Source organism: Streptomyces sp. NRRL S-1022 (assembly GCF_000720135.1).
GTDB lineage: Bacteria > Actinomycetota > Actinomycetes > Streptomycetales > Streptomycetaceae > Streptomyces.
The window spans coordinates 110,396-131,670 of sequence record NZ_JOIU01000011.1 but is presented as its reverse complement, the minus strand read 5'-3'; the positions used below and the strand labels follow the sequence as shown (position 1 = coordinate 131,670).

Genomic DNA, 21,275 nt, shown 5'->3' with positions numbered 1-21,275 from the left:
GAATGCCACCTGCTGACCACCGGAACGCCAGGCGCGCACCGCCGCCGTTCCGGGAGCTCGACTGGTCGCGTGCGCAGTCGACTCTGTCAGCCTCGGGGTGGCAGAAGGGGGCCACTGACCGGACCGATCCGACCGACCGCGGCAAGCTGGGAGCACAATCCCCCTGAACACGGACCCTAAGGGATTCCCACTGACGCTGGGTGTCTCGGCTGCCACAAGCACGACATCCAGGGCCTTCAGCCGTGCGTGCGTGGCATTCCGCCCCTTCGCTCCCCCTGTGGACCCCGTCGCCGCCCGGCGAAGCTGCACGCCGACAAGGGGTACGGGCGGTGATCACCTGCGCCGATGGCTCCGCAAGCGGGACATCGGCCACCGCATGGCTTGCGCGGGGATCGAGTCGGCGCAGTGACTCGGCCGCCACCGATGGGTTGTCGGTAGGACCGTGCCCGCCGGCTGTCACCGGTTCCACCGCCGCTACGAAGGCAAGGCGCAACAGTTCCTTGCCTTCGCCGGCGTAGCTGCAGCCCTCATCTGTCACCGCCGACTCGTCCGTGTCCAACTTGGGCGGCGTCTAAGGCAAGCGCTCCGGGCGACTGTGCGTACGTGCTCCTTCGACAGCCTCGGCGGATAGGCTCGACCACGTCCGCGAGATCGCCGAAGCCCTGGCTCTGGGCACCGAGGAGTCGTCGATGCACCACCCGGAGCAGCGGTATGCCGCGCGGCTCGCCACCTATGGGACCGTGGCGACGCACCTGTCCCTGCTGAGCGACCGTCGGCTCGGCGAGGTCGTGGCCGCCGCAGCCCCGATCGGGTCCGGGATGGGCGGCAGGTCTGCGGAGCTGGACATCGACGGCACGCGGGTGTTCGTCAAGCGGGTGCCCCTGACGGACACCGAGTTGCGGCCAGAGAACCAGCGGTCGACGGCGAACCTCTTCGGACTGCCGCTGTTCTACCAGTACGGGGTGGGCTCAGCAGGGTTCGGGGCCTGGCGAGAGCTGGCCGTGCACGTCATGACCACCAACTGGGTCCTCGGAAACGAGTACGAGGGCTTCCCACTGCTGTACCACTGGCGCGTCCTGCCCGACTCCCCTCCAAAAGGGTTCGCCGACGAGTTCGGGGGCATCGACGGGGCGGTCGCGCACTGGGAGGGCTCATCGGCTGTGCGCGAGCGTCTGAGGGCCATCAGCCGGTCTTCGTCCAGCCTGGTGCTCTTCTTGGAGCACGTCCCGCAGACACTCGGCGACTGGCTGCACGACTACCGGACCACCTCGCCGGGGGGTAGGGATGGTTCGCCGTACCCCTGGGTGGAAGAGGCCCTCTCGCGGGGGACCGCCTTCATGAACTCGCACGGACTGGTTCACTTCGACGCCCACTTCGCCAATGTCCTGACCGACGGTCGGCTGTTGTACTTCGCGGACTTCGGACTCGCCTTGAGCTCCAGGTTCGAACTGTCAGCGGCCGAGGCAGAGTTCCTCGTCGACCATCTCGTGTACGACCGCTGCCACACCGCGAGCCACTTGCTCCGCCACCATCTGCCCGACGGCCTGCGCGGCGATATGGAACACGAAGCGTTCCTGCGTGAGTGGATCGCCGGCCACCGGCCCGATGGAGTCCCACACGAGATCGCCGCAATCATCAACCGGCATTGCCGAGCTGCCGTGGTCTTCGGTGAATTCGCCCGCCGTCTGCTCACCGAGAGCAAGCGGACGCCATTTCCGGCCGCCGAGGTGGTGAGGGCCTGGGGCACGACAACCGCGGCGCCCCACTGAGACCAGGAAGACCGGTGCTCAAGGGCAAGCGAGTCCCGATGTCGCCCGGACTAGACGCCCTTGCCGCAGTGGTACTGGTCGCGCCAGTCGATGTTCTGGACGCAGATCCGCACCTTGTACCCCTTGTCGTCCCAGTAGTAGCCCGTCGACACGGTCTCACCCGCCGCACGGTGCTCACCGGAGACTGCAACGTAACGGCCGCTGCCGTGCTTGCGCTCGATGTACATCAAGCAGTGCCAGCCGTACCCACCGCCGCTGGAGGACATGACACCCTTGGCGAACCAGTGGCCGTTCTTCTTCTTCGTGTACACCCAGCCCTTGCAGTACCCGCGGGCCACGACGGAGCCGGGCTCGTACCCGTCCGGGTGGATGACAGCGGGATGCGAGGCACCGGACTCCTCTCCTGACTGTGCAGCGCCAGCAGGGGCAGTGAACCCCAAGCTGGCTACACCGGCGAGTGCGGTCGTCGCTGCGAGCGCCGTGATGTTCTTGAGGATGCTCACGCTTCGGTTACCTCCGTAGTCGTCGCCCGGGGAACTCAAGGTCCCCCGTGACCTCTGACCACGGTGGTGGCCAACGGACGTGGAAGCCAGCGATTCGGGGTGAATGACGCTTTCGTGGGACGTCCCGCCGTCTGACGTGCACGAACACGACCCAGGATGACCACACCCCGGGACACCGCGGACCACCGCCCTGAACTGCGCGCACGAATCTGCACCCCGACATGACCGAGGCGGCGGTGAGAAACTTCACCGGATCGCGCATCACCGAGACGCGGTGGTCGCAACCTTCGCTCTGAAGGCCGTGAAGGCCGTGAAGGCCGTGAAGGCCCCCGAGGGCACCGACGCGACATCGCTCGACGACTACACGGCGGATGCGGCACGAGCGGAAGCGACCGCGGCCCTCATCCTGCGTCCGGGCACGTCACCTGCGTCGAACCCCAGTTGAGAGCCGGATCCACGCACGTCCAGGCCGCCGCCCGGGCTCCGATCGAGCCCAGGGTGGCGGTCACCGTTGTCCGCAGGGACGCGGCATCCGCACCGGCGCGGGATCGCAGGTTGACGCCGTAGGCGAGCAGCGCCGACAGGTCCGCGAAAGCGCCCGGATCGGCACCGGGCGGCAGCTGCCTTTGCCGCTCGGCGGTGACCAGGGCGGCGTACGTCGCATCACGCAACTCCTGGTGGTGCTGGTCCAGGACGGCGCGCACCTCCGGGTCGCTGTTCTCCGCCCGGGCCTCCGCGTTGGAGACCATGCAGCCCCACCGGGCGTACTCACCCGAGCAGCGGGCCTCGATCAGGCCGCCGAAGAACTCGGAGATCGCGGGCAGTCCCCGCTCGTCCTCGGCCATACGCCGGAACATCGGTCTGCTACGGCCTGCACGCGAATCCCAAGAGCGGAAACCAGGGCAGGCAGCATCGCCCGTCATGGAACGATCGAGGGCTCAGACATGCATCCCGGCGGACAACCGGACGAGAACGACACCTCCGCGGAGGTGCTGACCGAGGTGGAACTGCCGCCGACTGTGCGAATGAGCCCAACTGCTCACCAGCCCTGAGGTCTGCCACCCGCTCCGTGCACTGCTCTACGAGGTGCGGCACGCACAGGAGGATCCGGCTGTCGAGTAGCCGGCACTGTCCTCGTGCGCTCCCTCTACGTGCGCCATGCGCCCCCACAGCACAGCCGTACACCCGGAGAGGCAAGGCGATCCGTTTTGGTCAACGGCGTCGGCCTCGATAATGACGTGACGTCAAGTGTGGGTCATGGACGGGGGAGGAACTGTGGCGCGCAGACGGGCACCCGACGCACCCCATCGAGAAGCGATCATGGGAATCGCCAGGGATGTGATCAAGGAACTAGCCCCGGAAGAAGTGCCGATGTTCTCGGCGGTCAGCCAGGCATACTTCGCCGATCCTCGACGGGCGATGTCCGGAAAGGGGTCACGGAGGTCGCCGCTCGGGTTCGGATCCGAAGCGGTCGAACTCGTCCTGACGCCGGTCGTCCTGGCCGCCACGGCAAAAGCCGTCGAATGCCTGGCGGAAATCCGCTTCCAGCACGTCACGAGGGAAGGCACCGTCTCAGCCCTGCGCCGGATCTTCCGTGTCGGACGGCGCTCGCAGGGCGCAACCGCACCGGATGACGCCGCCGAGAACGCACCCTCCCGAACCGCCGCCATCGAATTGCGGCAGGAGGACATCGAACCGCTCAGGCACGTGGTGGAAACGACCCTCCACGATTGTGGGGTCGCTCCGGAGAGCTCCCGTCTGATAGCGGACGCGATCATAGGCCGGTGCCGCGCTCCACGGCCGACCAGCTAGCACCGCGGCCGCGCCATGACCACGAACAGAGAAGCATGCACCGGGCGGCGTACCGGACAGCGGGCGTCACGCGGTCTTCCCGGCGGTACGACCAGCCGGTTCGTCCTTCTGATCGCGGCCGTGGGTGCGGGCGGGCTGTACGTGTTCCTTCAGGCCTACTTCCTCGTCCCGCAGAACGCGGCCTATTTCTTCGGCACCTTCAGCCGATGCTTCCAGGACCGCCGGATCTCGCTCCCGGACCAGACCAGCCAGGGCTACGAGGAATCGCGGCGCCTGTTGTCGGCCTGTGAGCAGCCCGCCTTCGTGGACCAGGCGCAGTGGGTCGGCATCGGGTTCCTGCTGCTGTGCGCCGTGTCGGTGGCTTGTTACCTCTCCCACCCCTGGTGGGTGACCCGCAGAAGGTGTGAGAGGTTTCCGGCACTGCAGAGCCTGCGCTCGCGGACGCTGTCGCGGTTTCCCTCGATGGACAGGCCTGAAGAGCGGGAGATGGCGGAGTACCTCGCCGATCTGTGCCGCGCGGTCGGCGTGCAGCACGAGCCCGCCTGGCTGCTGGACACTTCGGCAGGTTCGTTGAACGGGCTCACCTTCGGCCTGCCCCGGCGACGGTGCGTCATCATCGACTTCGGTCTGGCGAAGTGTTTCCACGGCGATCGCGACATGTTCCGCGCCGTGATGGTGCACGAGCTGGCCCACCTGCGCAATCGCGACGTCGACAAGACCTACATGGCCTTTGGCATCGGGTGGGCTTTCCTGATCGTCGCGGTGATGCCCTTCGGAGCGCTGGCTCTGCACAGTGCGTGGTCCGGCGGGCCACCCGTGCTCCCTTCAGGCGCCCTGCAGTACCTCGTGGACACGCCGCATGCCCTGGGGCTGGCGGCCGCCCTCACCCTGCTCGTCCGCCTGGTGCGGAACTCGGTCCTGCGGGCCCGCGAGTTGCACGCCGACGCCACGGCCGCGGCGGAGGTCGGGTACGAGGGGGCGGCGGCGATCCCCCGGGGACTAGCGGACCGGCCCACCTCGGGCCAAGGCCCCGCACGCGCCGCCTTGGCCCGGCTCGCCCGCCGGCTGGGGTACTGGCCGACACCCGAGACGCGGCAGCGCGTCCTGCGCGAACCGGCCCTGCTCACCCGCCCGACCGCGTGGGAGATGCTGGCTGCCGGAGTCGTGGCGGGCGTCTTCACAGCCAGCGCCGATGACCTGGTGGACACCCTGTTCCGGCTGCTCCTGGGCAAACTCAACACTCTTTCGGGCAATCTGACGGTCGGCTGCGCCATCGGCGCCGGACTCACGGGAGTGCTCGCCGCAGCAGTGTGGCGCACCGCCGCGGCGTCCGACCTGAAACCTCGACCGCTCAGGGCCACCTGGCTGGCGCTTCCCACCGGACTCGTCGGGGGGTACCTCGCCGGAGCCAGCCTGCCTCTGATCACGGACGGAACCGAGCTGCCAGCCACCACGATCGAGGTCCAGGGCTTTGCCTGGCTGCTGAGAACGGGACCGGTTCTGCTGGCCGGGGCCATATGCGTCACGGTCTGGCTCGTCTCCGCGGCCCGCGGCCTGCTTCCCCGGGCCCGGGGTCGCAGAGCCCTGTACGCGGTGGTGGCCACCTCCGTCGTCTCCTTCGCCCCGTGGTTCGCCGTCTGGTACTCCCTCCGGCGAGTCGATGCGAGCAACGCATTCCAGCCCGTCCTGGGAGACGCCCCGGACATCGGCTCCTCGATCGGCTGGTACACGGTGCTCGGCCGCTGGACGGGCTTCACCTGGACGCCGCTCACCGTGCAGGGACAGCTCCCGTCCGCCCTGGTGGGCCTGATGCTGCTCTGGCTCGTGCCGCTGGCCTTCCTCCTGTTCTCGGGCAGGGTGAGCGGCACCGATGCCGACGTCCGGCCACAGATCGGGATGGCTCTGCTCGTGGGCCTGGCCGGAGGGATCTCCGTGGTCGCCGCGGGCACGGCTCTGCCGTTCCTCGCGCGGATCGCACTGCCGCCAGCCGTCCTGCACTATTACGGAACACGGCAGGACACGGGGTTCCCGGCCGTCTACTGGCACTCCTACATCGCCCTGGCATGCGTCGCCCAGGGGGCCGTGGCCATGGTGCTGTCCGCGACTGTCCGAAGGCACCGGCCCGCACTGGTCCTGGCCGCCGTATCGCTGACCGCGCCGATGGCGGCTCTCGGCCGCGCGCCGGCCTTCGCGGTGGCCGGCTGCACCCGCCTCTTCGGCGCATCGGCCCGCCACTGTTCCGTCCCGTTCGACCCCGAGGTCCTCGCGGGGGACCTGCGGACCATCACCCTGCGCGGGCTGCTGGCCGTCATTCCCGCAGCCGTGCTGGGAGCCGCCGCAGGAGCGCTCGCCCGGAGGCGGACACCCGCACTGCGCGCCCCGCGCCCAGCGGGCAGGTGCCGGATACCTGCCCGGCCCCTTGCCTGGACCCTGGCCACGGCCTTCGTCGTCCTCGTCGCAGCCGACGTCGCTTCCGTGGTTCTCGCACTCCCCGCAGACCAGTACGTCTGGGAGATCTGGCTCAGAGGCTGACGCCGCACGACCGCAACCGACTGGCCTCACGCAGGCCGGTCACGGCAGCCGACCCCGTCAGACCGCCTGTCCCGTAATCCCCTTGATCCCGAGGAGCGGTGCCAGCACGATCTCGCGCGGCCCCTCGCGTCCCTCGTCGAGCCGCTCCACGGCCGCCCGGACCGCGTGCCGCGCCGTCTGGCTGACCGTCGTGAGATCGACGAGGCTCAGCCGGGGGAGCGCGTCGCCGTAACCGGCGACCGAGACCCGGCCGGGGACGGCCACCCCCGCACGGGACAGGACGGCGAGGACACCGATGGCGCACTGGTCGTTCGCCTCCGGCACTTCCTCAATCGGGTCAAGCCGTGAAGCCGGTTCGCGACCCGGGTGGTGTCGATCACGCGCAGGCTCCTCCACCAGGCCTTCGTCCGACCTTGCCAGGGCACCGAGCAGCCACACCCACGTTCCGGAAAGCTCCTCCAGCTCGGGTGAACCCGGTGCCAAAGCCCCTCGTCAGCGGTCCGTCGATGCCTCCGAGCCCGGTGACACCACCCCGGATCATCAGCAACAGGAGGGGAAGCCATGCCGGACCCGAAGGCCGGAGACTTCGTTGCGGAGTCAACGAAGACGGTAACGGCGGGGGACCGGTGCGCCCGCCGATTTCGAGGTGCGGAACGGTTCTGCCGCACCCCCGGACAAGGCCACAACGAGTCGTGGGCGGCGCACCCTGAGCCGCGCAGAGCTTAAATGCGTGGACAGCGCTCCTCGGCTCCCGGCACAGTGGCCACCCGTGACGAGCAGTGAACTGTGGACCCGCGCGGCTGCCGACCGCTACGACGCCGAGGAAGCTGAAGCGTCCTCGGCTGCCGTTCTCGGACCGACCCTCGCCTTCCTCTCCGAGCTCGCCGGAGACGGCCGGGCGCTGGAGTTCGCCATCGGAACCGGACGGGTGGGAGTCCCACTTCGGGAACGCGGCGTGCCGGTGGTGGGCATCGAACTGTCCGAGCACATGGCGGCGGTGCTGCGGCGCAAGATCGACGAGGACACCCTCCCGGTAGTGATCGGGGACATGGCCACCACGTTCGTTCCCGGCGGGTTCACCCTGGTCTACCTCGTCTACAACACGATCACGAACCTGCTCACGCAGGACGAGCAGGTCGAGTGCTTCCGCAACGCCGCACGGCATCTTGAGCCCGGCGGCCGGTTCGTCATCGAGCTGGGCGTGCCGCCGCTGCGGTTGCTGCCGCCCGGCCAGGTCGCGGTGCCGTTCGACGTCTCTCAGCAGCATCTCGGCTTCGACACCTTCGACCTGGTCGAGCAGATGCTCGTCTCGCACCACTTCACCCGCGAAGGCGACGACGGCCACTACCGCCGCGAAAACTCCCGGCACCGGTACGCCTGGCCGGCGGAGCTCGACCTGATGGCGCGGATCGCTGGGCTTGAACTGGAACGTCGCGTTGCGGACTGGGACGGGTCTGCGTTCACTCAGGATTCCGCGAAGCACGTCTCAGTGTGGCGCAAGCCAGCCTGAGGTCGGCCACCGCGCCATCAACGTCAGCCGCCTGCCTCGAACTTCTATCTCGCGAAGAAGTCCAAGACCGGAATGGCCTGACGCAGCCGGGGGGGGGAGCTCACGCTGCGGCCCCGTTGACGACCTATCCGGTGCGACGGGGCGCAGCGGGCGTGGCAGGGCGCAGCAGCACTCAGCCCCGTCCAGGCCTGGCCGCCGACCCCGCCGACGAGCGCCGCCGACACCGGATCCGCTCGCACATCCCCGTCATGCGCAACCGGGCACTTGCATACGGCGGCGATGGGGCGACTTGCAAGGTTCCCGCCCCCTTCGGCTTCCCGCGCGTACCTTGCGCGGTACGACCTTGAAGGACCACAGCTGCACCCCGGCTCCGGGGTCCGTCGACATGCCCTCCGCGTCCGCGACCCGGCCGGTGGTCAGGTTCGCCAGGTATCCGGCGTCGGCCCGAAGCGGCTGGTCGGCCGCGCTCGCGGTGGGCGCCTCCACCATCGCCGGCAGGGCGAGGATCACGGTGGTCACGGCCGCGGCCCCACGCCGAACGGGGCATATCCCGGTCCGGGTGGTGGGACCGGCGGTCCGGGGGCGCCCGGAGCATGGGCGGGTGGGGACGGGCGGGCACGGCTGATCACAGGGCCTTCCTCGGCGCGGTCGGGGATCGATCGGTGCGCGTGCTGCGGCTGCAGCTGGTCTCGGACGTCACCGGCACGCGGGGCCGAACGGCAGTGAAGGGGAAGCGCCCCTGTCCTGCGGGAGACGTGACTCCTAGCGGATCGTCCATGTCAGCGAGTTGGTCGCTCGGGCGAGGGCCACGGGGTTACGCAGGGCCGCCGAGCGGTCGGTCACGGTGGCCGTGACCCGGTGACCGTGCCCGTGGACGCCCAGCGCGTGCGGCGTCACCACGCGGGCGCCGGCCGCCCAGGGCACCTCCCTGCCGTCCACGTACCAGGTGAGGTGGAGGTCGGCGAGGCCGGTCAGCGGGGCGAGGCGCACCGGGATCGGCCGGTTCCCGCGGACCGGCTCGGAGGTGGGCACAGGGGAAGTCAGGGCGTCCGCGTCGGCGTAGAAGCCGGCGATCATCGCCTCGCGCCCGACGACGTTGAACTCGGTCGACGCCAGGCTGCGCATGAGGGATGTGTCGGTCGGACGGTGGATGCCGGTCTCGTAGTAGCCGCCGCCCTCGTAGCTGCCGACGATGGAGCCGGTCGGGTCCTGGACACCGGCCCAGCGGCTCCACTTGGCGGTGGCCGGGTCGCGCGTGAGGGTCAGGTTGGCCGCGGCCGGTTCCTCGGCGTAGGGGTAGGGGCCGTAGCCCGGGTACTGGTACTCGTCGGCCAGTTTGCCTATGGAGTGGCCCAGTTCATGGGCTCCTATGAGGTACGACCGTTCGTTGTCGGAGGACATCGTCGCCACGCCGTGGAACGGAGAGGCCGGCGGCAGGTCGGCGGTGGAGTAGCCGGCACCGCCGTACTTGGCGGAGTTGGCGACGACGAAGACGATGTCGGCGTCCGGGGCGAGGCGGGCGTACCGGGCGACCGCGTCGGTGTCGACGCACAGCAGGCGTTCGAGGCCGTCGCAGAAGAAGGCGGAACCGAGCGCGGTGTCCTTCACGACGTCGGCGGTCGGGTCGCCGGAGACCCCGGACTCGGCGGAGACGGTGTCGACGAGCCAGACGTTGAACAGCCCCCGGTAGCTCCGGTACGGCTCGACGGCGAAGATCGCGTCCAGCTTCTCCTCGGCGTCGGCGGCGAAGTCGCCCTGTTCGTCGGCGGTGTAGCCGTCGCCCATCACGACCAGGTCGAGCCGCCCGGAGACCGGTCCGGTCCGCTCCAGCGGCCGCACCGCCGGGACGGCGGCCTGACGGGCCGGGCGGCGGGCCGTCTGGTCGTGCACCGCCGGTTGTGCCGGGACGCTCACCTGGCGGGGCTCGGCCGCGGGGCCGGGGAAGTACTCGATGTGCTGGGTGCGTTGTCCCGGGGCGGCCGCTTCGGCCGTCCCCGAACCCGTTCCCCCGGCCAGCGCCGCGACGGCGGCGAGGACGGCCGTGGCGGCGGTGATCCAGCGTGTACGTGGTCTTGCGCGGTGCGTCACGGCGACCTCGCTAAGTGTTCAGTTAAATAGACTTAATGACCCGCTTAACTTAGGGGTGTGGACGCCAAGGGGCAAGAAACTCAGGGGTGTTGCACGTGCCCGGCCCTCCATAGTCGTGGCAGCCGCCGCGCTGGCGCGGCGTCGGGGAAGCGTTCGGCGCCGGAGGCGGCTGGAACTGGCAGACCCTTCCGTCGGACCAGCGCAAGAGCGAAGAGCGAGAAGCAACAAGGAAGGACGAGGAAGCGCAGGGACGGCCGCTGTCGGTGGCCGTCTATGCGGTGGGCTCGGTCCTGCATGAGCGTCGGCACGGCACGGTGAACGCTCGGCAGGAGGCGGGGGCCAGCCCCGTGGCCGCGGCGTCACCGGTGACCGCCCAGGCAAGGCCGCCGTTCTCGACGGGCTGGCCGGCGATCGTGACGTGCTGTGTCGTGGTCTGCTGCCCATGGCGACTGACCACGGTCACGGTGTAGCGGCCGTCGACTACATCGCCCCGCAGTCGTGCATGGCCCGCGCGCGCCGTGACGGCGTCGTCACTGGTCGCGCGACCTCCGCTGTCGAAGGTCACCAGCCCGTTGTCCCGGCTGCGGCCCGTTCCGCCGCTAGTGACGGAGATCCGGGTGCTCGGCCCCCTTGACGTGTGGCAGCACCGCTCACGGCTGCTCATCCCGCTGGGCCTGCTGATTGGCGTCGCCATGGCGCTGTACGCGGGGTCCATCGGGGCGGTCTCAAAAGGCGGTACGCCCTTTGGCGTGGCCATCGGCGTGGCGAGCGGCATCGGTCACGCCGTGTTGTCCGGCGTTCTCGGCAATCTGGCCGTCGCCACTGCCGCGACCGCAGTGCAGCTCTTGTTCCGGGAGGGCACACCCGTAAGCCTGACGACCCTCATGCACGACGCGCACCTGCGCGTTCTGCTGCGGGTGACCGGTCCCGCGTACGAGTTCCGGCACGCCCGGCTCCAGGAGTGGCTGGCCCGCCGCCGTAGCGATCAGCCGGGGGCCGCGTCCTTCACCGGCTCCCGGCTCTCCTGGGCCGCCCGCCCATGCGGCCGGCCAGGCGCGCGGTCCCTGGAAGAGGTAGGACACCCGCGCTCTCGACCTCCTGCTGCGCCTGTCGCTGCGGTAGCCGCCCCGAAAGTGACTCACCGCCGGCCGGTGAATCGGAGCACCGGCCGGCTCCCGTCGACACCGCCAGGCAGCAGCTGGACCCCGCGGCCGCCGACGTGGTGTACGCGTACGCCGCCCGCACTCGGGCCGCCGCCGACCAGTTCGCCGACGTCCAGAAGGAGATCGCCGCAAACGGTCTGCCGTCGGTGGAGGAGAGCGCGCCGTGGGAGGAACTGCGCGAGGCCCGCGTCGCCCGCCAGCGCCCGGCCGTCGCCTGACGTCCCAACGGCACAGCCCGCGCCGCGCCCGGATCGCTTCCTCCGACTCCGCCGGCTGGAAACATCACCAGTACGCCGAGGACCGCGCCCTGGTTGTCATCTCCCCGGCCCGACGCCGGCGAGCCGATCCCCGGCAACACCAGCGGCCTCCGGCTGCGCCAGTACATCGACGGCAGCGTCAGTACATCGACGACATCGGGCAGGTGCGCGTTCGGTACTTCGTCACCGCGCTGCGCACCGCCGTAGTCGTCGCCTGCATCGAGGTCCAGGTTCTGTCTCCTTGGTCAGTGGTCCCTTCGAACTCGCCCGGGACTGCTCGTATGCCTTCGTTGCACGGCCAATCGGTATGGCCGATTTCTCTGCTCGACAGTCATCAAGTGGCAATGGATCCCCGATGGGGCATCCACGTCATATACGTACCTGTGACGTGCTTTGAGGTGGGTTACAGGTCCAAATCGACCATAGGGAGGTAACCATGCGTGGTCGACTCACGCTCAGCAGCCTGGCGTTGAGCGTCAGCCTCCTGGCCGGCGCTTCGGCTGCCGTGCTGGCGGCACCTGCAGAGGCCGTCGCCAGCACGTCATCAGCCGTGGTCATCCCGGGGTGTGTTGACGCTGGTACCTTCGCCACTCGTGCACAATGCGAAGCGGCCGGCCGGGGCTTCCCCAATCACTTGTGCAAGCAGTCAACGACGACTACGAACTGGCACCTTTGGATCTGCGATTAGCAGTGATCGCGTATGCGGGGTGGGCCGGATCCACCTGCTGATGCTGGCCGATCCCGTCCTCGCCAACGACCTCGGCGGACGCGCGGGCGCTGATCGCGGTGTCGGCGGCGTCGAACCGGTCGAAGGCGCGACCAGGACCCCGCCACATGGCTTACCCCGGCTGCGCGTTACCGCTGCCGGTCAGGAGGCCGCGGTTGACGAACCAGCGCACCGCGAACGCCGTCACGTTCGCCCGCTCGCCGAACGTGGTCGGGTCAGGGATGCCGAGCGCGTCGGCGCTCCGATCGGCCGCCACGGCGCCGGAGATCGGCGGGCAAGGCATCGCGGCCCGGATGGCGTCGGCGCCCATCGCCTTCACAGCCGCCCGGGACCACCGGGACGACGCCACGTCAAAGGCGGGGACGAGGCCGGTGTGGCGGGCCCACCGAAAGCCGCTGCGGGCGCATCCAGGCGCTTGGCGGCCCGGTTGGGGCGCCCCCGTCCGGACCACCGTTTTCAGTGTTCCTGCCACGAACGAGTGCCGTATCAGCTGACAGCCGACTTCTCTCTGGCGGATCGTGCTCAGCCGCCGTTCTCCTGCCTGCCCGCGGTCGGCATCTCCCGGAGCTTCTCGACGGGCATGTCAACCCACCGGGCCGGGGCCGACGGACCGCTGGACCCGTTCCCCTCACCCTGGCTCTCCTGGCCCTGCGCGCTTCTGGACGGGCTTGTGGGCGTTGGGGGCCTGCTGCTCGGCGAGCTGCTCGACCACCGGGCGTCTGCGCCCTGAGCCCCTCCAACAGCTTCGCCAGCCCGCCGACTGCCCGGCTGGTGAGCATGTTGTCCGCCGTCTCGCCCGGCCCGAACAGGACCGGCACGACCAGGCTGGCCACCTTCCCCTCACCCGGCTGCATCCGCAGCGCGCGACCCACGGCCTGGACGAGGTCGGGCAGGAGCCGCGCACGTCAGCCCAGTACACGGAGTCGCAGTTTTTGGTGTCGACGCCCTCCCCGAGGACCTTCACCGAGCCCAAAAAGCCTTTCTCCACGACGGTGCCGTCCGTGGCGATCCCGGACGCGAACTCCCCGAGGACCCGCCGCCGGTGGTTGGGCTTGTGTTCGCCGCACAGCCGGTCCGCCCAGATCGTGCGCGGATACAGCTCGGGGTCGGCGGCGTGCAGTTGCGCGCCGACGTCGGGCAGGTCGGCCGCGAATGCCTCGGCCTCCTTCACCATGTGGTGGAAGACGAGCGCTAGTAGAGCCGGTCGGTGGGCGGGAGCAGTCACAACCAGGGCACCATCCGCAGGGCCACGAACCCGAGTTCTTTCACGGCCCATGCGCAGTTCCCGCACGGCCTGGATCGGCCTGGTGAGACCCGCGCCGGCCGCGCCGCGCGGCCTTCCCTCGGACTCGGCGACGAATTCGGCCACTTCATCGTTGCTGATCAGCGGCCCCTGGAGCCCATACCAGGCCGCCGAAAGACCGACCTCCACATCAGCCGCCGTCATCGCAGCCACCGTGGCCCTGACCGGCAACGGTTCCTCCAGCAAGGGCGCACCGGCGCGATCGATCTTTCTTCGCCAACGTTGTCATCAGTATTGGTCTATACCTTGACCTGTACGCATCACGTCGTCGAGTATGGCCCCCACACCCCCCGCTCAAGGCGCCCGGACGGCGTGACCGCCCCCTGGGGCGGCGTACGCAGAAGCACTGCCTCGCCCCCGGTGCAGCCTGGCTCGAAGGAGTTGCTCAATGTCGAAGCGCCGCCTGTCCGCACTCATGGCTGCGATCGTGATCGGAGCCACCGCTCCGGCGCTGCTGCCGGCCACCGGTGCCTCCGCCGCGTCCTGCTCCAGCTACCCGAACTGGACGGCCGGTAAGGCCTACGTCACCGGCGACATCGTCCGTTACACCGACGGCAAGACGTACATCGCCGAACACGACAACCCGGGTTACGACCCCACCATCAGCACCTGGTTCTGGGACCCGTACGCCTGCGACGGCGACGGCCCGACCAACCCCTCCGGCAGCTTCGTCGTGAGCGAGGCGCAGTTCAACCAGATGTTCCCCAACCGGAACTCCTTCTACACCTACAGCGGTCTCAAGGCCGCGCTCAGCGCCTACCCGGGCTTCGCGAACACCGGCAGCGACACCGTCAAGAAGCAGGAGGCCGCGGCCTTCCTCGCCAACGTCAGTCACGAGACCGGCGGCCTGGTCTACGTGGTGGAGCAGAACACCGCCAACTACCCGCACTACTGCGACTGGAGCCAGCCGTACGGCTGTCCGGCCGGCCAGTCCGCCTACTACGGCCGCGGGCCCATCCAGCTCAGCTGGAACTTCAACTACAAGGCCGCGGGCGACGCGCTCGGCATCGACCTGCTCCACAACCCGAACCTGGTGCAGACCGACGCCTCGGTCGCCTGGAAGACGGGGCTCTGGTACTGGAACACCCAGACCGGACCGGGCTCGATGACTCCGCACAACGCGATGGTCAACGGTGCCGGATTCGGCCAGACCATCCGCAGCATCAACGGCTCCCTGGAGTGCGACGGCAAGAACCCCGCGCAGGTGCAGAGCCGCGTGGACGCCTACCAGCGGTTCGTGCAGATCCTGGGCACCTCCGCGGGCTCGAACCTCTACTGCTGACGCGCGGCCCGCGCCTCGGGCGGGCCCAGTCGCCTACCCGCGGGGCTCACAGAGCCTGCGACGCCCCTACCCCGGTCCTGGCGCGTTTCACCGTGCGCCAGGACCTCCACCGCCGGCTCGGCCGTGGTTCGTTCGGCGCTCCTCAGTTTTCAGTTCCGGGTGGGTTGATCTGTCCCGTGACGTGGGCGAGTTCAAGCTTGCCGATGGTCATATGCCGAGCTTGCCGCACTCCACCATGGCCTGAGAGTACGGCGCGGCCAGGACCACACCCTGTGGGCCGCCGCCACCCCGGCAGCCCACCGCCTGCTTCTCGCCCGCGGCCAACCCCATGATCACCGCCAACAACTGTACCGATGAGTCAAGGCCGGTGGGTGTTGTCGCCGAGCCAGGCCAGGACCTGGCCGGCGTGCTCGTCAGGCGGGAAGACCGGGTAGAAAACGTGCTCGATCACGTTGTCCTTGATGATCAGTGTGAGCCGCTTGTACAGCGTCAGCCCGCCAGTGGTGAATGTGGGAAGGCCCAGTGCCCGGGCCAGACTCCGTGCGGGGTCGGACAGCATCTGGAACGGCAGGCGGAGCCGCTCGGTGACCTCACGTTGGTAGTCGCTGTCCTGGCTGGAGAGGCCATACACCTGGGTCGCGCCAGCCGCGATCAGGTCCTGGTGGTGGTCGCGAAAGCCGCATGCCTCGGCGGTGCAGCCACGGGCACCGGGGATGGAGTCCCAGCCCTCGGGCAGATCGGTGCCGGGGCGGCCCGTCAGCGGGTAGATGTAGAGCACCGTGCGACCCGCACCCAGCACCTCAAGACTGATCGTGGCGCCATCGGTGGCACGGAGTTTCATCTGCGGCATTCGCGCACCGCGCAAGTGGGCGGCAGCGCCGTCGTCCTCGGGAACGGGCAGATCGGCAGGCAGGCTCGTGTAGTCGGTCATCGGTTCCTCTCCCTTGGCCGGTGCGAAGCGGCTGTTGCGGTGGGCAGCCTCGTGCAGGTGCGCCACCAGCACCGCCCGGCGGGCGGTGAGGCCCTCGATCCGCTGTGTGAGCTCATCGATGGCGTCCCGGTACCCGGCCAGCGCAGCCGGGCAGTCGTCCGCGTGCCGGTGGCCCATGGCCAGACATTCCAAGAACGGCCGCGTCGCCTCGACAGGGATGCCAAGGCGGGACAGCGCCCGGATCTCCTGTGTGAGCCGTACGTCGTTCTCGTCGTAGTGCCGATAGCCGTTGGTCAACCGCACCGGCGCGAGGAGCCCCAGCGATTCGTAGTAGCGCACCGCCTTGGTCGTCACACCCGCTCGCCGGGCCAGCTCACCTATCCGCATGCCTCTCACCTCGAAGAACGCTAAACCTTGCCCTTGAGGGTAAGGTCAAGCGCTCTGCCGGGGGCCTGCACGCCCCGCGGGGCAGGCCTTTGCCCGGCTCGGCGTCTGGGGGCCGCGACCTGTGGGTATGTGTGGTCAGCTGATTGTCAGCTGCCATCTGATCTCTCCGTCGTGCCACTGGTTGGTGGGGGCGAGGCCAGCTGCGGTGGCCACGGCGGCGGATGCCTTGTGATCCGGGTGGATGTGGGCGATGAGCGTGTGCACCGGATACTTCCGGAGCCACGCGACGAGTCCGTGGGTGGCTTCGGTGGCGATGCCGCGCCGCTGCCAGCGGGTGCCTACCACCCAGGCGATCTCCGCAGCGGCTCCGCGGTCGTCGGCGGTGACCGTCGCTTGGACATAGCCGGTCAGCCAGGCGGCGTCGCGGAGCTGGATGACCCAGTTGCACCAGAATTCGCCGGGGCGGAGTGAGCCGGCCACCAAGCGTTCGTAGCGGATGCGCAGGTCCTCGGCGGTGTCCGGGGTGCCCCCGATGAAGGTGTGCAGGTCCGGGTCGGACAGCACCGCAGCCATCTCGTCGGCGTGCTCGACCTGCAGGGGAAGCAAGGCCAGCCGGTCGGTGTGGATGGTTTCGGGCTTGAGTGGGGTCACGCTGCCTCCTGTCGGGACGTCCGACGAGTATGCCGCTCGAAGTGGGCAACGGCCCGGACCAGGCAACAAGGTGGGGGACGTGCACCGCGCGCCACCGGTTCCGGGCGGACTCGACCAGCTTGAAGACCAGTGCGAGGGTGGCGGCTCGGCGCCCTGGGTGACCTGAGTGACCTTGGTCCACAGCCGGATGGCGGACTTCGCGCCGCAGAGCTTCGCCAAGGCCTTGATGGCCTGCTCGGCGTGTTCGCGAGCCTCGGCGGCAACGCGTCCATGACATCCGCGGTCATGTGGACGTGTTGCAACTCAGGTCACGCGGTCCACGGGTGCAGCCTCCGCCGCGAGGGCGAACCCCGCAGATTGATCGCGCCCCCATATGCGCCCTGAGATCATCCGAGACCACGATGGGCGGCCCACAACGCCCCGGCAAGACTGGCAGCGTCGGAGACCAGAGCCGCCAGTTCGGGTTCGTCGGGGACGGGGAACGAGACGTATGCGCCCCGACCGCCATCGACTGGCCTGCCATAGGCCTTCACGGCGAGGTGACCGTCCGGGAGAAGCCGGACGTTGAGTGTGGTCAGTGTGAATGCTTCACCGCGTCGAGTGTCCGTCCAGCGGAGCGCCTGCGGGATCGTGACATTGATCGCCAGAGCGCTTACTTCCAGGTCGCTACTCATGGACCGATCATGGCACGCGAGGTGCCGCAGCCGGGAACGTGGAGTCGTAGCAGCCAACGACTCGTCGCTCATGCGCCGTTACCGAGGCATGCGGTGGCCCAAAGGGAGCCGGTTCACCGCTCAACGGCGTTAACGTGGCGTGCAGTTGCGGCGGAAGGCGGCCGAGGTTCGCCCGCGAGAGGCAGTTCGTTACGGACCGCGACCGCGTTCGACCTCGCTGCGGCGGCCGGGGACGTCCTGGCCGCGGTGACCGAACGGCGCACGACGTTCCGCCGCCGCCGAGAACCGGCTGCTGGCCGCCGCCCGCACCAGCGTGATCCCGCCGGTGGGGCGGGTCACCTTCGCCCGCGCCGCCGCCCTGAACCGACGCCCGCTGGACGCCGGGCAGCGCGCGCTTGCTTCGGGCGAATAGTTGAAGTGACGAGCGGAAGGGTACAGCCAGCCCGGCGCAACGGGTTTACGAAACCCGCCCCCGGACAACCCTGGCCACCCCGTCACCCAGGAAACCGCCGACAGATCACTCCCGCCACACAGCCCTCCCAGTTCTCTCCCGCCCACACCGTCATGACGGAGAGCCCTGCTTGTACCGGTCACGCTCGCACGTGCTCAGGGTGAATCGGCCACCAGCGAAGTTGACGCCTCCGGGCACGGCGGCCTCACCGAGACCTGCGAGCCGGAACCTCGCCGCGGCGACACTGTCCAGCGTCGTGCCGTGGCTGTCAGCAGTGTCCGGAATGTCAGCGTGGTCAGCTGAACGTGTTGCAGCTGGCGACGAGGCCGGAGCGGTAGCCGGTGGAGAACCATTGCTGGCGCTGGCTCGCGGAGCCGTGAGTCCAGGTGTCGGGTGTGACCTTGCCCTGGTAGCGCTGCTGGATACGGTCGTCTCCGACGGCGGCGGCCGCGTCCAGCCCGCGGTTGATGTCGTCCTTCGTCAAGTCGGTGATCAGTGGTTTACCACTCCTGGGGTCGGGGGTGGTGGTGGCGTGGTGGGCCCACACTCCGGCGTAGCAGTCCGCCTGCAACTCGAGTTGCACCGAGCCGCTGTTCTGGCCCTTTCCGCTGCCGCGGGAGATCGTTCCGCTGAGGTCCTGGAAGTGGTGGCCGTATTCGTGCGCGATGACGTAGGCCTCGGCAAATGGGCCGCCCTTGGCGCCGAACTTGCTGCTCAGGTCGTTGAAGAAGCCGAGGTCGAGGTAGACCTTGTCATCGGCCGAGCAGTAGAAGGGGCCGACGTCGGAGGTCGCGTTGCCGCAGCCGGTGTTCACACTGCCGGTGAACAGGAACGTCGGGGCCTGCTGGTAGGGCTTGCCGGCGGCTGTCTCCGTCTGCTTCCAGAATGCCTGCACGCTGTCGACCACGGCGACGATCCGGCACTCCTCCTTACGGTTGGCATCGGCACCGGTCCGGCAGTCCGCTGCGAGGTCCGCGGCTGATTTGCCGGACGAGGACGTGTCGCTGCTGCCCGAGCCGAACATGCCGGGGTCGACACCCAAGATCACGGACGCGACCAGCACGACGAGCCCGACCAGTCCGCCGCCGATGGTCTTCCCGCCGCCCGGGATCCCACCCAGGGCACCTCCCCGACCGTCCTCGACCTCGGACGTGTCCAGAGCAGCATCGTCGTCGAATTGCATACGTTGGCCCTCCCTCAAGCAGCGCGCCGGACCGCCCCGCGTCGTTCCGCTCGCCTACCCCGAACGAGGACATCCCCATCCCCTTCCCATCCACGGCGACTGGTACGTCCGCCTGCACGACGAGGCGAAGAACAGCCAGGTCCCCCGGCACAACCAGGACAGGGAGGGGTCGGTCAGCCGATTGACCCCGGCGGTCAGGAACGCGGCCCGGCCGCAGACCGTCTTGGACTGCGGCGGCGAAGCGCTCCCCGAACCATGAAGGAACCCATCAAGTGGCTTTCTCCTCCCGCATCAGTCGCCGGTCGACCGCGTTTGCGCTCGCCGCCGCCGTGACCCTGCTTGGCCTCGCGAGCTGGTACGTCTTCTCGGGCCGAGGCACAGGGCTGCTACCGCAGAGCAGCTGGGGGCCCTGGCGGGATGGGCCGCAAGTGAACCACTGGGGAGTACAGGTACGGGTCAACTCGTGGAGCCGCGCCGCTGAGGCGCACGTGTACATGGGCAAAGCGGAGGACTTCACCATGAAGGCGTACGGCACGCGAGCCAGTGCCACGACGGATATGGACGGAACCCGGTTCACCCTGACGCCCGACGGCAGGATCACCGGACAGTGGCCACAGAAGTAAGGCCCGAGGTGACGCACGCACCCGTCGGCTCGTAGCGAGCCGGTAATGGACAGCGCCCGTACGGCAAGAGCGTAGTCCGTTGCCGTCGCCCGCCGACGCCGTAGGCGCCTGCTGCAGCGCGTCCGCGGACAGGCCTGCCGCCAGGCCGCCACCGGCGTCGTCATCGACATCCGCGCCCGCTTCGGCTCCAGCGCCGCGCCCGGCACCACGGACGGCGCCCGCAGACGCCACCTGACCATCGCCCTGCCATCCGACCACGCGGCTCCTCTCTTCGACGCTCAGCAGGCCCTGCCTCGTTCCAGCCCGTGCGCGCGCAGTAGCCCCTGCAAGCGCTCGTGGTGCTGTCCGGTTGAAGGGATGCCGTCTTGCAGCGGTGTGGCACGCAGTAACTCGGCCTGCTGCAACGGCCTTTGACCTCCCGGCATCGCGGTCTGACCTCTACCCTCAGTAGGGTGCCTTCCGCATCCGCGTCGTCACCTGCGGGACCGCCCCAGCCAAGCCGTCGCCAACGGCTGCGGGCGCGCTGGGCCGACCGGCATGCCCTGCCCCGGACTTTGGCTGCTCAGCCGCGGCGGTGTCCACCATGCCCAGCGGCCCGAGGATCCGCTCCGTCAGGAACTCCGGCAGCGGCTGTCCGGTGACCCGCGAAATCAGTACCCCCTGGAGGACGGAGCAGGTGTCGTACAGCCAGGCGGCGCCCGGTTGGTACAGCAGTGGGATGCGGCCGAGCGCCGCCATCCACTCGTCGGCCGGCGGGAAGTTGCTCGGCACCCGGCCGTCCTTTTGCACCGTGAACAACTCCTGCACCGCCGGCAATGTGAAGTCGGAGGGGAATCCGTACCCGGCCTGGGAGGCCAGCACGTCGAATACGGTGATGGGCCGGTCGGCCGGCACCACGTCGTCCACCGGGCTCGCCGGCGTGCGTACGACCACCGGCTTCCCCAGCTCCGGCAGCCACATCCCGATCGGGTCGTCCAGAGCGATCCTGCGCTCCTCCACGAGGATCAGCAGTGCGGCGGCGGTGACGGACTTGGTGATCGAGGCGACCCGGAAGATGGAGTCCCGCGCCATCGGGGCGCCGCCGCCCACTTCCTGCGCGCCGACGGCCGCCACCTCGACCTGGTCACCCCGGGCCACGAGGCCGACCGCTCCCGGCAGCGTACCGGCATCGACGTGGGCTTCGAGCAAGTCGTGCAGGGTCGTCATGAGGCCGCCTTCCAGAATGTTGCTGTCGGAAGACAGACTCCCGCACGGGCCGGGAATCATCGGCCGAACGGTCGGCATGCAGCGCGTTGAGCGCAGCGTTGTCGAAGTCGCCCCGCCGCTCGTACTCGATCCTCACTCCTCGATCCCACAGCACGTGCTCTGAGAGAGCGGTGAGTTCCGGGCTGTCGGCCAGGACGGCTTTGAGCTGGAGCCGGTCGCCTCC

The 21,275-nt window shown here is 69.2% G+C and carries 22 protein-coding genes and 1 pseudogene; 7 read left to right on the top strand and 16 right to left on the bottom strand.

What is annotated here, in order from left to right; genetic code table 11:
- Positions 1-689 precede the first annotated feature (689 nt).
- Positions 690-1,769, top strand: coding sequence for a hypothetical protein (locus tag IG05_RS0116470; RefSeq protein WP_030343267.1), 1,080 nt, complete (start codon positions 690-692; stop codon positions 1,767-1,769).
- 50 nt (positions 1,770-1,819) lie between these two features.
- On the opposite strand, the gene IG05_RS47815 is transcribed toward IG05_RS0116470, so the two are convergent.
- Positions 1,820-2,272, bottom strand: coding sequence for a hypothetical protein (locus IG05_RS47815; protein ID WP_158838904.1), 453 nt, complete (start codon positions 2,270-2,272; stop codon positions 1,820-1,822).
- Positions 2,273-2,673: 401 nt separating this feature from the next.
- Positions 2,674-3,117 carry a TetR family transcriptional regulator C-terminal domain-containing protein gene (locus tag IG05_RS0116460; RefSeq protein WP_234335879.1) on the bottom strand — a complete coding sequence of 148 codons (444 nt, stop codon included), beginning with the start codon at positions 3,115-3,117 and terminating at the stop codon, positions 2,674-2,676.
- Positions 3,118-3,592: 475 nt separating this feature from the next.
- On the opposite strand from IG05_RS0116460, the gene IG05_RS0116455 reads away from it, so the two are divergent.
- On the top strand, positions 3,593-4,084 hold the full coding sequence (locus tag IG05_RS0116455) for a hypothetical protein (protein ID WP_158838902.1): 492 nt from the start codon (positions 3,593-3,595) through the stop codon (positions 4,082-4,084).
- A gap of 15 nt (positions 4,085-4,099) precedes the next feature.
- Positions 4,100-6,616, top strand: coding sequence for a M48 family metalloprotease (locus tag IG05_RS0116450; RefSeq protein WP_107051363.1), 2,517 nt, complete (start codon positions 4,100-4,102; stop codon positions 6,614-6,616).
- 57 nt (positions 6,617-6,673) lie between these two features.
- On the opposite strand, the gene IG05_RS49280 is transcribed toward IG05_RS0116450, so the two are convergent.
- Entirely contained in the window at positions 6,674-6,940 is a 267-nt protein-coding gene (locus IG05_RS49280; RefSeq protein WP_030343257.1) for a substrate-binding domain-containing protein, read from the bottom strand.
- Positions 6,941-7,385: 445 nt separating this feature from the next.
- On the opposite strand from IG05_RS49280, the gene IG05_RS0116440 reads away from it, so the two are divergent.
- Entirely contained in the window at positions 7,386-8,126 is a 741-nt protein-coding gene (locus IG05_RS0116440; RefSeq protein ID WP_030343255.1) for a class I SAM-dependent DNA methyltransferase, read from the top strand.
- Between the two features lie 246 nt (positions 8,127-8,372).
- On the opposite strand, the gene IG05_RS0116435 is transcribed toward IG05_RS0116440, so the two are convergent.
- The 4 genes from IG05_RS0116435 to IG05_RS47805 form a co-directional block, all read right to left on the bottom strand.
- Positions 8,373-8,645 (bottom strand): RICIN domain-containing protein, encoded by a 273-nt coding sequence (locus IG05_RS0116435; RefSeq protein WP_030343253.1) that lies wholly within the window; start codon positions 8,643-8,645, stop codon positions 8,373-8,375.
- A 243-nt stretch (positions 8,646-8,888) separates the two neighbouring features.
- Positions 8,889-10,214, bottom strand: coding sequence for a M64 family metallopeptidase (locus IG05_RS0116430; RefSeq protein WP_037813906.1), 1,326 nt, complete (start codon positions 10,212-10,214; stop codon positions 8,889-8,891).
- 271 nt (positions 10,215-10,485) lie between these two features.
- Positions 10,486-10,779 carry a hypothetical protein gene (locus IG05_RS47810; protein ID WP_158838900.1) on the bottom strand — a complete coding sequence of 98 codons (294 nt, stop codon included), beginning with the start codon at positions 10,777-10,779 and terminating at the stop codon, positions 10,486-10,488.
- Positions 10,780-10,939: 160 nt separating this feature from the next.
- A complete protein-coding gene (locus tag IG05_RS47805; RefSeq protein WP_158838898.1) occupies positions 10,940-11,161 on the bottom strand; it encodes a hypothetical protein in 222 nt (73 codons plus the stop codon).
- 272 nt (positions 11,162-11,433) lie between these two features.
- On the opposite strand from IG05_RS47805, the gene IG05_RS0116420 reads away from it, so the two are divergent.
- The gene (locus tag IG05_RS0116420) at positions 11,434-11,595 is read left to right on the top strand and encodes a hypothetical protein (protein ID WP_420707602.1); all 162 of its coding nucleotides are present in this window, start codon (positions 11,434-11,436) and stop codon (positions 11,593-11,595) included.
- Between the two features lie 878 nt (positions 11,596-12,473).
- Here IG05_RS0116420 and IG05_RS46885 read toward each other — a convergent pair.
- On the bottom strand, positions 12,474-12,671 hold the full coding sequence (locus IG05_RS46885) for a hypothetical protein (RefSeq protein WP_199808337.1): 198 nt from the start codon (positions 12,669-12,671) through the stop codon (positions 12,474-12,476).
- A 318-nt stretch (positions 12,672-12,989) separates the two neighbouring features.
- A complete protein-coding gene (locus tag IG05_RS50585) occupies positions 12,990-13,808 on the bottom strand; it encodes a hypothetical protein (RefSeq protein WP_420707601.1) in 819 nt (272 codons plus the stop codon).
- A 244-nt stretch (positions 13,809-14,052) separates the two neighbouring features.
- Between IG05_RS50585 and IG05_RS0116400 the strand changes: the two genes are divergently transcribed.
- On the top strand, positions 14,053-14,946 hold the full coding sequence (locus IG05_RS0116400) for a glycoside hydrolase family 19 protein (protein WP_030343244.1): 894 nt from the start codon (positions 14,053-14,055) through the stop codon (positions 14,944-14,946).
- Between the two features lie 207 nt (positions 14,947-15,153).
- Here the strand turns inward: IG05_RS0116400 and IG05_RS49965 are convergent, their stop codons facing one another.
- From IG05_RS49965 to IG05_RS0116375, 6 genes and pseudogenes are all read right to left on the bottom strand, one after another.
- Positions 15,154-15,282: a hypothetical protein gene (locus tag IG05_RS49965; RefSeq protein ID WP_267883313.1), complete on the bottom strand. Its 129-nt coding sequence runs from the start codon at positions 15,280-15,282 to the stop codon at positions 15,154-15,156.
- 22 nt (positions 15,283-15,304) lie between these two features.
- Positions 15,305-16,264 carry a MerR family transcriptional regulator gene (locus IG05_RS0116390; RefSeq protein WP_030343242.1) on the bottom strand — a complete coding sequence of 320 codons (960 nt, stop codon included), beginning with the start codon at positions 16,262-16,264 and terminating at the stop codon, positions 15,305-15,307.
- Positions 16,265-16,399: 135 nt separating this feature from the next.
- Entirely contained in the window at positions 16,400-16,915 is a 516-nt protein-coding gene (locus tag IG05_RS0116385) for a GNAT family N-acetyltransferase (protein ID WP_030343241.1), read from the bottom strand.
- Positions 16,912-17,110, bottom strand: a pseudogene (locus IG05_RS50580) (IS256 family transposase); the annotation flags it as partial. The gene IG05_RS0116385 and the pseudogene IG05_RS50580, both read right to left, overlap by 4 nt.
- A gap of 191 nt (positions 17,111-17,301) precedes the next feature.
- Positions 17,302-17,589 carry a hypothetical protein gene (locus IG05_RS45215; protein WP_078894231.1) on the bottom strand — a complete coding sequence of 96 codons (288 nt, stop codon included), beginning with the start codon at positions 17,587-17,589 and terminating at the stop codon, positions 17,302-17,304.
- A gap of 746 nt (positions 17,590-18,335) precedes the next feature.
- Entirely contained in the window at positions 18,336-19,223 is an 888-nt protein-coding gene (locus tag IG05_RS0116375) for a neutral zinc metallopeptidase (RefSeq protein WP_030343239.1), read from the bottom strand.
- 272 nt (positions 19,224-19,495) lie between these two features.
- On the opposite strand from IG05_RS0116375, the gene IG05_RS0116370 reads away from it, so the two are divergent.
- A complete protein-coding gene (locus tag IG05_RS0116370; protein WP_030343238.1) occupies positions 19,496-19,846 on the top strand; it encodes a hypothetical protein in 351 nt (116 codons plus the stop codon).
- Positions 19,847-20,290: 444 nt separating this feature from the next.
- Here IG05_RS0116370 and IG05_RS0116365 read toward each other — a convergent pair whose 3' ends face one another.
- On the bottom strand, positions 20,291-21,112 hold the full coding sequence (locus IG05_RS0116365; protein ID WP_420707600.1) for a serine hydrolase domain-containing protein: 822 nt from the start codon (positions 21,110-21,112) through the stop codon (positions 20,291-20,293).
- Positions 21,113-21,275: the final 163 nt, after the last annotated feature.